This window comes from Virgibacillus chiguensis (genome assembly GCF_900129865.1).
In the GTDB taxonomy this organism is placed as follows: domain Bacteria; phylum Bacillota; class Bacilli; order Bacillales; family Amphibacillaceae; genus Virgibacillus; species Virgibacillus chiguensis.
Genome location: NZ_FQXD01000012.1, coordinates 123,706 through 133,771 on the forward strand (window position 1 = coordinate 123,706; position 10,066 = coordinate 133,771).

General features: G+C 36.4%; 19 protein-coding genes. All 19 read left to right on the plus strand.

Annotated features, from left to right (window positions below; translation table 11 throughout):
- Nucleotides 1–39 precede the first annotated feature (39 nt).
- Nucleotides 40–210 carry a hypothetical protein gene (locus BUB45_RS19940; RefSeq protein ID WP_170861762.1) on the plus strand — a complete coding sequence of 57 codons (171 nt, stop codon included), beginning with the start codon at nucleotides 40–42 and terminating at the stop codon, nucleotides 208–210.
- On the plus strand, nucleotides 203–1,135 hold the full coding sequence (locus tag BUB45_RS13775) for a YqaJ viral recombinase family nuclease (RefSeq protein ID WP_073010651.1): 933 nt from the start codon (nucleotides 203–205) through the stop codon (nucleotides 1,133–1,135). Before BUB45_RS19940 ends, BUB45_RS13775 begins: the two co-directional genes overlap by 8 nt.
- A 1-nt stretch (nucleotide 1,136) precedes the next feature.
- The gene (locus BUB45_RS13780; RefSeq protein ID WP_073010654.1) at nucleotides 1,137–1,949 is read left to right on the plus strand and encodes a recombinase RecT; all 813 of its coding nucleotides are present in this window, start codon (nucleotides 1,137–1,139) and stop codon (nucleotides 1,947–1,949) included.
- A complete protein-coding gene (locus tag BUB45_RS20220) occupies nucleotides 1,942–2,103 on the plus strand; it encodes a hypothetical protein (protein ID WP_164085448.1) in 162 nt (53 codons plus the stop codon). The genes BUB45_RS13780 and BUB45_RS20220 overlap by 8 nt, the downstream gene beginning before the upstream one ends.
- 13 nt (nucleotides 2,104–2,116) lie before the next feature.
- Complete coding sequence (locus tag BUB45_RS13785; protein WP_073010657.1) at nucleotides 2,117–3,046, plus strand: DnaD domain-containing protein; 930 nt, start codon at nucleotides 2,117–2,119, stop codon at nucleotides 3,044–3,046.
- An 8-nt stretch (nucleotides 3,047–3,054) separates the two neighbouring features.
- Nucleotides 3,055–3,300 carry a hypothetical protein gene (locus BUB45_RS13790; protein WP_073010661.1) on the plus strand — a complete coding sequence of 82 codons (246 nt, stop codon included), beginning with the start codon at nucleotides 3,055–3,057 and terminating at the stop codon, nucleotides 3,298–3,300.
- A complete protein-coding gene (locus BUB45_RS13795) occupies nucleotides 3,300–3,851 on the plus strand; it encodes a Holliday junction resolvase RecU (protein ID WP_244527738.1) in 552 nt (183 codons plus the stop codon). Before BUB45_RS13790 ends, BUB45_RS13795 begins: the two co-directional genes overlap by 1 nt.
- 35 nt (nucleotides 3,852–3,886) lie before the next feature.
- A complete protein-coding gene (locus BUB45_RS13800; RefSeq protein WP_244527739.1) occupies nucleotides 3,887–4,267 on the plus strand; it encodes a replication terminator protein in 381 nt (126 codons plus the stop codon).
- Between the two features lie 25 nt (nucleotides 4,268–4,292).
- On the plus strand, nucleotides 4,293–5,000 hold the full coding sequence (locus tag BUB45_RS13805) for a hypothetical protein (RefSeq protein WP_073010667.1): 708 nt from the start codon (nucleotides 4,293–4,295) through the stop codon (nucleotides 4,998–5,000).
- 55 nt (nucleotides 5,001–5,055) lie between these two features.
- Nucleotides 5,056–5,415, plus strand: a complete 360-nt coding sequence (locus BUB45_RS13810) for a hypothetical protein (RefSeq protein ID WP_073010670.1) — start codon at nucleotides 5,056–5,058, stop codon at nucleotides 5,413–5,415.
- 74 nt (nucleotides 5,416–5,489) lie between these two features.
- Entirely contained in the window at nucleotides 5,490–6,266 is a 777-nt protein-coding gene (locus tag BUB45_RS13815) for a DNA-methyltransferase (protein WP_073010673.1), read from the plus strand.
- A gap of 11 nt (nucleotides 6,267–6,277) precedes the next feature.
- Nucleotides 6,278–6,550 carry a hypothetical protein gene (locus tag BUB45_RS13820; protein ID WP_073010675.1) on the plus strand — a complete coding sequence of 91 codons (273 nt, stop codon included), beginning with the start codon at nucleotides 6,278–6,280 and terminating at the stop codon, nucleotides 6,548–6,550.
- A 17-nt stretch (nucleotides 6,551–6,567) separates the two neighbouring features.
- Nucleotides 6,568–6,762 (plus strand): hypothetical protein, encoded by a 195-nt coding sequence (locus BUB45_RS13825; protein ID WP_073010677.1) that lies wholly within the window; start codon nucleotides 6,568–6,570, stop codon nucleotides 6,760–6,762.
- Nucleotides 6,763–6,808: 46 nt separating this feature from the next.
- Entirely contained in the window at nucleotides 6,809–7,576 is a 768-nt protein-coding gene (locus tag BUB45_RS13830; protein WP_212590776.1) for an MmcB family DNA repair protein, read from the plus strand.
- An 80-nt stretch (nucleotides 7,577–7,656) separates the two neighbouring features.
- Nucleotides 7,657–7,857 carry an XtrA/YqaO family protein gene (locus tag BUB45_RS13835; protein ID WP_073010698.1) on the plus strand — a complete coding sequence of 67 codons (201 nt, stop codon included), beginning with the start codon at nucleotides 7,657–7,659 and terminating at the stop codon, nucleotides 7,855–7,857.
- Complete coding sequence (locus BUB45_RS13840; protein ID WP_073010701.1) at nucleotides 7,854–8,702, plus strand: putative phage abortive infection protein; 849 nt, start codon at nucleotides 7,854–7,856, stop codon at nucleotides 8,700–8,702. The genes BUB45_RS13835 and BUB45_RS13840 overlap by 4 nt, the downstream gene beginning before the upstream one ends.
- A gap of 60 nt (nucleotides 8,703–8,762) precedes the next feature.
- A complete protein-coding gene (locus BUB45_RS13845) occupies nucleotides 8,763–9,221 on the plus strand; it encodes a sigma-70 RNA polymerase sigma factor region 4 domain-containing protein (protein ID WP_073010704.1) in 459 nt (152 codons plus the stop codon).
- 153 nt (nucleotides 9,222–9,374) lie between these two features.
- Nucleotides 9,375–9,578, plus strand: coding sequence for a hypothetical protein (locus BUB45_RS13850; protein ID WP_073010707.1), 204 nt, complete (start codon nucleotides 9,375–9,377; stop codon nucleotides 9,576–9,578).
- 157 nt (nucleotides 9,579–9,735) lie between these two features.
- Nucleotides 9,736–10,066 (plus strand): BRCT domain-containing protein (locus BUB45_RS13855; RefSeq protein ID WP_139300167.1); only part of this gene is annotated, 331 nt, incomplete at its 3' end.

Here is a 10,066-nt window from a genome sequence, read left to right on the forward strand (position 1 = left end):
TATACAGCACTTTGTGTAATGAGGGCAAGGGAGGGCGAAATGAACCGTTTTGTTGAGGGATACAAAGAAATTAGAAAAGAGAATCCAGATCCCAAAGATCGCTGGGTCATCTTTAAATCTACGTGTAACACAATTGCTAAATTGGGAACTATTGAGGATTTACAAGAGCTGGTTAAATATTTTGATGGGGAGGACGTAAGGAATGGCTAAAAGCACAGTAGAAATGAGCCATCAGGAATGGCTTCAAGAAAGAACAAAAGGGATCGGGGGCAGTGATGCTTCCATCATCCTTGGACTAAATAAATACAAAACACCATTTGAATTATGGCTAGAAAAAACGGGGCAATCTACGGTTGAAAATGGTGCGGGGGAAGCTGCTTATTTTGGAAATCTACTAGAAGATATGGTTGCAAAAGAATTTGAAGTACGTTCCGGAAAAAAGGTGCGCCGAAATAATTTCATGCTACAACATCCTGAATATCCGTTTATTATGGCCAACATTGATCGGAAAGTAGTTGGTGAAGAGGCTGTATTGGAATGTAAAACAGCAAGCGCTTTTCTCGCTAAAGAGTGGGAAAGTGAAGAAATACCTGAATCTTACTTGGTGCAAGTACAGCATTATTTAGGTGTTACAGGGTATAAACATGCATATATTGCTGTGCTTATTGGCGGTCAAAAATTCATCTGGAAGGAAATTGAGCGTGACGATGAACTAATTCAAATGATTTTTGATGCTGAGGTGCATTTCTGGAATCATCACGTACTTGGTAATATTCCACCTGCATTAGATGGGTCTAGTGCTGCTGAAAAGTTTCTAAATGAGAAATACGCAAAGGTAGAAGAAGGAAAAACTATTGATCTGCCTTTCAACTTTAAAGAAAAAGTGGACAATCTCTTGGAAGTAAAAACAAACATCAAACAATTAGAAACGCTGAAAAAAGAAATTGAAAATCAATTGAAGAAAGAGCTAGAGGATGCGGAAACAGGATTTGTGAAAAATTACAGAGTTGACTGGAAGCCTGTTGTGCAAAATCGTATTGATTCTAAGCGACTTAAAAAGGAAAAGCCCAATTTATATCAAAGCTACGTTAAGCCTACCACTTACAGGAAATTAAATATAAAGGAGATTGGATAATATGGCTACAAATTCAAGCTTGAAAAATCAAATTGCTAATAAAGGGAACGGAAACCAAAATACACCTCAAGGCTATACGGTTAAACAGCTTATGAGTGCAAGTAGCGTTAAAAATCGCTTTGAAGAAACATTGGGGAAGAAAGCACCACAATTTATGGCAAGTGTTATCAATCTAGTAAATGGAGATACAAACTTACAAAAATGCGATCAAATGAGTGTTGTTTCAAGCGCTATGGTTGCAGCTGCATTAGATTTGCCTATTGATAAGAATCTAGGCTATGCATGGGTAGTTCCATACGGTAATAAAGCGACTTTTCAAATGGGTTATAAAGGCTATATCCAACTAGCTTTAAGGACAGGACAATACAAAAATATTAACGTTATTGAAGTATACGAGGGGGAAGTTAAGTCATTCAATAGGCTCACAGAAGAAATAGAGCTCGAATTTGAAGGGAAAGAATCAGATAAGGTAATTGGCTATGTTGGCTATTTTGAGCTTATTAACGGCTTCAGAAAGACGGTTTATTGGTCTAAAGACGAAATTGAAAGGCATAAGAAGCGTTTCAGCAAAACAGGCTTTGCATGGAAGGATAATTATGACGCTATGGCCAAAAAGACGGTTATTCGAAACATGCTTAACAAGTGGGGCATTCTCTCCATCGATATGCAAACGGCTGTTACAACAGATGGCAATGCTGTTACGCAAGATTTTGAGCAAGAAGATAGCGGTCTAGTTATTGACGCTGAGTTTTCTGAAGTAAATGAGGCTAGTGAAGGACAACAGGAAATAAAATTTGAAAATGCAGATGCATAACATATCCAACGTGCGTCTCCCGGAATGGATCTGGGAGACTGCACAAAATGAAGCGGATTTAAAACGGTTGGTCATTAAGTATATGTGGCGTTATCCAGGTTATAGAGTTTTAAAAGTAAAAGGTAGGTTTGCAGTTTGTGAGATTGAAAGGTAACGGAGGTGACAATATGAGTTCAGAAGGATGGATAAAACTATACAGGGAAGTATTTGACTCTGATATATGGCACGACGTCACCACATTTCGGTTATTTATTTACCTAATAGGAAAAGCAAGCTATCGAGATGGTTATAAACATAAAGGCACAGTTTTAAATGAAGGTCAGTATATCCGTTCTTATAGAAAACTAGTTGATGATCTCTCTTACAAAGAAGGACGTGGGTATAAGAAATACTCAATTAGTACAATTAAGCGTTGCGTTCAGAAACTCATTGAAGCCGAAAGACTGAACGTTAAAGAAACGGAACACGGAACGCTCTTTACTATCCTCAATTATGCGAAATATCAGGAGTTAGAGGACACAAAACAAAAAAGTGAGAACGCCGAAAATGAAGAACTTGGAACTAATGCGGAACGAACTCGGAACGAAGACGGAACGAAGTCGGAACAAGATCAAGAATTTAAGAATTTAAGAATTAAAGAATTATATACTACTACTTCTACTACTGCTGTGGAGGAAGTGGCCAATTTTTATCAAGAGAACTTTGGGGGAGCTGGTTCTTATGTGCAAGAATCGATTTGTTATTGGGTTGATGATGTCGGAAAAGATTTAGTAATCGAAGCAATGAAAAGAGCATTAAAGCAAAACAAAAGAAACTGGGGATATGCAGAACGAATTCTTAGATCTTGGATGAATAAAAACATAAAAACGGTTAAGCAAGCAAAGGCAGAGGATATAGAATTCCAAAGCCAAAAGATGGCTAAGCATCAAAGATATTATAAGCCACAAACGCAAGCACCAGGAGCTCCAGTGCCTGAATGGTTTAGACAACAAAAGCAACAGCAGAAAGCTCAGAAAGATAGCCAGTCGAGTAATATCGGTGATGCAAAGGAGCAAAAGGAGCTTGAGCAATTGCTTAAACAATATTCTAGTGGGTAGGTGGACGAATGGAGCAATTAAGCTTATTTGATCAAAAAGAAAATAAAGCAGTAGTTATCCCCGAAGATGTCATTTCTCCGTTAGAATCCTCTAAAAGCGTAAAGTCGAAGGAATTCAAGAAACAACAGATGCGTTGGAGAGAATGGGTTATGGCAGTACAGGCTACTCATAATTGTTCTTGGTTCGAAGCGAGAAAACTATTGCTGGTACACAGGAAGAGCCAAACACCTATAGCGATTCACATAGCGGAGTAATGGCAAGCAACGGAAGGAGAATGAACGTGGTTTACACAGGAAAACGTGGCATGGCGTTTGAAAACACACTAAATTACACGAATCAGATTTATCTTAACCAAGGACGAGCCATCATCAATAAACGTCCTACGCCAGTAAAGGTGCTGCAGTCAAAGGGGACTAGAGTGCTTAAAGGCTTCTACGAAGAAAAGAGCACGGTCGATTATGACGGTATTTATCAAGGGAAATCGATCGTCTTTGAAGCCAAGTCTACCAAAGAGAAACGGTTGCCGTTGTCCATCATATCGGATCACCAAGTTAAATATCTGGCAGACGCTGAAAAACTTGGAGCCATATCATTCCTTATCGTGGATATGAGGGCATTAGGAGAGGTTTTCCTTGTTCCGAGTAATATGCTTCAGAAATACATGAAAGAAGCCAAGCAAGGCGGCAGAAAGTCCATCTCAATTCGTGATTTGGAAGTGTACGCTCAGCTCGTCAAAAATGAAAATGGTGTGCCGTTGGATTATTTGAGTGTTGTGGATAGGTTGATAGCGGATGAGATTGCTTGATAGTAATAAAAATCTAGTATTCGGAGGTTAAAGAAATGGAGTACATGATTGATTTAAACGAGTTTGCAGAAGGAGCTTTAGCAGCAAAGGTAAACGCAGAATTAGAAAAGGTATTGGAGAATATAGCAGATCCTAATACGGATCCAAAGAAAAACAGAACAATCACAGTATCAATTAAGATTCATGGCGATGAAAAACGTGACGTTCTTAATACAACTGTTTCTACAAAAGTAAGATTGCAGCCAATGAAAGAGGTTGAAACCAAACTAATGATGGGTGCTGATGACAACGGAAATATCATCGGAAAAGAGTTGCGATCGGGTGCAAAAGGGCAAATGTTTTTCGATGCTGATGGCGATGTAGCCCAAGACACTGGAGAAAAAGTAGTTAGCTTTAGAGATCAACAAACAAAATAAAAAACTAAATTTGGAGGAATGAAAAATGATTAAAGAAGCATTGCAATACATTGTTGGATTAGGAAAAGCAGAAATTCATGGTGAGAATGGCCAGACATATTCAGATAAGAAATTGCATTTGATTGAGGAACCGACTGCAACACCATTTACGGTTCATACTTTATCGGGTTTAGTAAGCTATATAAAATCCGAATTTGATGGTGATGAGCCCGTTATTTTACATGTGGTCAGTCCTACATCCGTAACAGTTAAGTCAGCATTAAACTCTGATCAGGAAAGAGACTATTTTTTGAAAGCAGAAGCACTTCTCCCGACCTTTATTTTCAACGATTGGTATAGCACAGAGAAATTCAACATTAGCTTACAATCTTGCTTTATACAAAACGAAGATCGTGATGTGATGCTTAAAGTGGTCGGTAATATAACAGAGGATCAAGTTAAGACCGTTAGTGATGACGGAGTTTCACAGGCGGTTGTTGCAAAAGTAGGGGTAGCCAGCGTTGGAAATGTGGAAGTGCCGAATCCAGTTTCGTTAATACCATACAGAACGTTTGTGGAAGTAGTGCAACCTGAGAGTGATTTTATATTTCGTATGCAATCGGGACCAAGTTGTGCTCTCTATGAGGCAGATGGAGGAGCTTGGAAAAACGAAGCTGTAGACAATATTAAAGATTACCTTAGGCGCTCGCTTAAAGAAGAAGTTGAAGCTGGTCGTGTGACTATTATTGCTTAATATAGGGGCTCCTTTTCAGGAGCCTGATAAATATAGTGCTTGGAGGTTGCTGATAATGGAGTTTAGATCACGGTTGGAAGAGATAAAGAATACTGATATAAGCTTACTTTATGGGACAAAACTAAAAGAGCGATGGGATTGGCTTATTCAACAAGCTGAGCGTGTGCAAGAGTTGGAAAAACGTTGCCACTACCTAAACAATGAGCTGTTTAGTGAGCGAACGATAAAAAATGAGTTTCAGCAAGGTATTGAAAAACAGGGCAAAAGGATTAAAGATTTAGAACAGGTTTTAGAATTTTATGCAGATGAACAGAACTATCTTGAAATGGTAGATCAAAGCGGAGTAGAGACGCTTATTGAAGAAGATAATGGAGAAATGGCACGTCAAATTATAACAACAAGAAAAGAGGCCTAAAAAAAGCCTCTTATACACCAATAAAGAACAAGTGTTCCCCTTAAAAATATTATCATATCGAGAGGGGAAAGAAAATGGCACTACAAAAGAATACACTTTACAACGAGGACTGCATTGAAGGGATGAAACATATAGATGACAAATCTATAGACATGATTTTATGTGATCTGCCTTATGGAACCACGCAATGTAGATGGGATGAAGTAATCCCCTTTGATCAACTTTGGGAACAATATAGGCGGATTATAAAAGATAATGGAGCAATTGTTCTTACTGCAAGCCAACCGTTTACAACAAAGTTGATTAACTCAAATTTTAAATGGTTTAGATATGAGTGGATCTGGAAGAAAGAAAATCATGTTACTGGGTTTCCAAATGCTAATAGAATGCCATTAAAAAACCATGAAAACATTTGTGTGTTTTACAGGAAATTACCTACGTATAACCCACAAGGACTTATAAAGATCAAACCTAAGCAAGTTAAAAGAAAAACAAGTATGCAAGCTTTAGGCGATAGAAACGATACGTTAAATAAATTTCATGTAGTTAGATATAAGAATTACCCTAAATCAGTTGTTTCTTTTCCGCGTGATAAAAGGACGTTTCACCCTACTCAAAAGCCAGAAAGTTTATTTGAATACTTGATTAAAACTTATACAAACGAAGGTGAAACCGTGCTAGACAATTGTATGGGTGCTTGCACAACTGCAATTGCAGCAGATAATGCTAATCGCAACTGGATTGGCTTTGAAATAGAAAGTGAATATTGTCATAAAGGTAAAGAGAGAATCAATGCAAATAGAGAGGAATTAGGGTTGCCTCTAGTAGATGTAAAGATCATTGGTGAATAGGTGGTGGAGACATGGGTAAAATTTACGTATTTGCTTTTAATGAAGATGGCAAACAAGCCCCCAGTTTCAGCTATAGAGGCTATTATGATGGTGATAAATTTATTCCCAAAATGGGGTATTGTTCTGACATTAATGATTTATACCATTATGATTATGTGCAAATGTTTGGAGTTGACGGCTTAAAGCAACATATCCCTAAACGTTTTCATGGAGATTTATCAAAAAGGATGCATTGTGCTTATATAGATGAATTCGGTGAAGAAAATCAAATGAGCCTTTTTTAGATTAGGAGGAGATACTAGTGGATATATCAGAAAAACAATGCCAACGTGCTGCTAACGATCGTAGGACTGTTATTATTAACGATCTGTATCGTATGGGTGTCTTTTATACACGAGATGGAAGAAAAGTAGAGGATTGTAGGTTATTCACTCTGGAGCAAGTTTATATGAATGAGAAACATAGAATGGCAAAAGTTAAAGAGCAGCAAGGTTAGTTGCGTTAATAGACATTACTATTTCAGAAAGGGCTGAAGTTATTTGGTGAAAGTAAAGGCTCATGAAATAAAACATGCATTGGCTGAGAAACATAAAAGTGATTTCTTTCTCACAGAAGTAAAAAATGGACCAACTCATATTAGTAACGATCTGTATATTATGGACGGTTTGGCAATTAAAAAGAGTTGGGTCAATCCATTAATTACAGGATATGAAATCAAGGTATCTAGAAATGACTTTTTACAAGATGAAAAGTGGACGGCATACAAGCATTACTGCCATCGTTTAGATTTTGTAGTTCCGTCTGGATTGATTAAGCCAGATGAGCTACCGGAGGACATAGGGCTTATATATTACAACCCTGAAAAAAGAACTCTTAACACTCGCAGAAAAGGAAAAATTTTTAATATAGAAATGCCATACGAAATGCTTTATTACATCATCATGAATCGTTTAGATAATATACAACATCCCTTCTTCACTTCAAAACGTGAATATTTTGAGGAATATGTTGTTGATAAAGTGAATTCTCGTCAACTAGGGCAAAAAGTTAGTTCAAAATTAATTGATGAAGTAGCTAGACTAGAACAGGAAAATAAGTCGTTAAAAAGGGAAAATGCAAACTTAGCAGATATAGCGAAAGTTTTAAGAAAGCATGGATTTAATAGCCATTTTAAATGGGGATTTGCAAGAGATATAGATGAAGCGTTAAGTACTTCTTTACCACCTCGCATGGAGAGGGATTTAAAAGAAATGAAGGATATTAGCGAAAGGCTATATGATAATTTAGCTAAAAAAGAAACGGTTATTTAGTATAAAACAGGCGGATTGCATAAAAAAGACAGGATTCCTCCTGCCTAGCACACATTTATTATAACATAGGAGGAATCCTGGTGAGATTAAAAGATATAAATATTGACCCTAGTACAATGAAACTAGAAATTGATATAATGGAACATAATGGTAGCTTTGCAATAGTGGTGTGTGATGGGAAAGCGAAGTTCACGGAATTGCCCAGCCATGGTGAGACCAAAATAGTAACGCATCAAGGTAAAATAAAAAGAGTGAAGTATGATGAGGGGGAAGAGTTTTGACGAAGAAAAATAAAAATGAAAAAGTTCCGCAGGGTTGGTTTGCAGCTGGAATTGGAGCAATTTTTTTTGCATTAGCCATTCCGTTTATAATTATTTACATATCTAAAACAGATATTAAAGTGAAAGAATTAGGGCAACTAGGGCCGTTGGGTGATTTTTTAGGAGGTTCTACGATAGGGCTTCTTTCCATTGCTAGTATATTTTTTATAATTCATACAATTTTAATACAAAGTAAGGAGCTCTCTTTACAAAGAAAAGAACTTTCTCTAACTAGAGAAGAGCTAGAAAAAACAAGAGAAGAGCATAGAACAAGTAATTTGAATATGAAAGAACAACAGTTTGATAATACATTTTTCAACTTAGTTGATAATTATCATAAGACAATTAAAGATATAAGTATTCGTAAAAATGGCGAATACTATCAAGGGCGCAGTGCCATCAATGTTATGAAAAAATTTCTGCAAAAAGGTTTATATGATTCCTATGGTAGTAGAGATGCTATGCAAAAAGCTCTAAATGACTCAATAGATGGTCTTATAAAGAAGTTCGGATACGCATTTGATCATTACTTTAAAACTGTATACACTGTATTAAATATGGTGCATATAAGTGAATTTTCTATTAAAACTAAGTTAATGTATTTAAAAATCTTTTTGTCTATGATAAGCAGTGATGAAAAGTATCTCTTATACTGCATGGGCTTTACCACATATGGAAAGGAAACTAGAGAATTGTTATTAAAATATGACTCTGAATTGAGGTCATTTGTAGAGTTTGATGAAATTAAGGAGATTTACAAGTTGATGGAAAATAGTTCTACCAGCCATCTGGAGGACACTGAATGACGCAGTAAGCGTTGTTTGGTGTCTTTTTTTATTTTAATTAAGACGAGTGGGGGCTCGAATATGAATAAAAAACAAGTGGAAGATCTCATTTATCAGTATCACTGGAGAAAAAGAGAATTAGACAGGATCTTTAATATTCTATTTGGCGGTTCAATCTCAATGCCTTCGTTTGGTATGGTTTCGCAATATGGCATTGAAGCAACACTACCTAAGCCCAATACATCAATAAAAAGCCCGGCTGAAATTGACGCAATGGATGCTCGAGAAGAACGTCTTTACAAAAGGTATAGAGAGTTTGACGATATTGTTGAAGCTATCGAGAAAATTGTTGACTACTTGGAAGATGTACAACATCAAATTATACTAGATTGCATGATGGAGGGTATGAGTTATCGTTCTATTGCTGATCATCTTGGGGTTAATCGTAATAAAATACGTGAAATGAAAGAGGATATGCTGTGCCAAATATGCCAAAAGTGCCACTTCTTACATGATTTGCTGGATAAAAATTCAGCATGATAAAATGGATGGCAGGACGGGCAGGCGAAAGTCGTCCAGTTAATACAATAAAAAAGGTAAATTAAATAGTAATAATCACTCAAGTGTATAGCTTGGGTGCTTTTTAATATTGTACAACCAACCGATATACATAATCGGGAGGGGTTGATAAGCATGAATATAGATTTTAGTCCGTTGGAATTAACAATGAATGATATAGCTTTTAATCTAGCAAAATTGTTAGGGATCCCGCTTATAATATCATTAGCAGCAGGTTTGATGCTGGAGATTCTAAAAGCTCCGAAAGGTTTAATAAGGTTTATTGCACCATTAATCTTTCTTTTATCGTTTGTAGTGGGATTGAAAATAATGTTTTAGGTGATTTTATGCATTATATTTACCTTTTTGCTAAATAAAGTAAAATAATATTTGAAACTGAATTAAATTGTAAAATATTACTATTTTTTGCAGGAGAACTTACTTCCTTGTTTAATTAATATAATAAGGCATTAAAACATTTATAGGAGGTAAAGAAATGAAAAAGTGGACGTTAGTTTTATTAATCGCTGCATTTGGTTTTTTAGTTGGTTGGGATAAACAAGAAAGTGCTACAAGCTTTGAATCTGATGAAATAACCAAAGAATTCATTGAGAAAAACTTAGACATTGGAATGACAGAATCCCAAGTAATAGATCTACTTGGAGAAGCAGATGCAATTGGTGTGGACGCTAAGGATGCTTTACCTAGCTGGAGATACGATATAGGAGCACCAGGCGATTATGAGAATGAAATTGATAAACAATTAGGAGAAGGAATTGTTGATGCCATTGACATCGAAGCAATACAGAACGGTACTGTTAAGATGC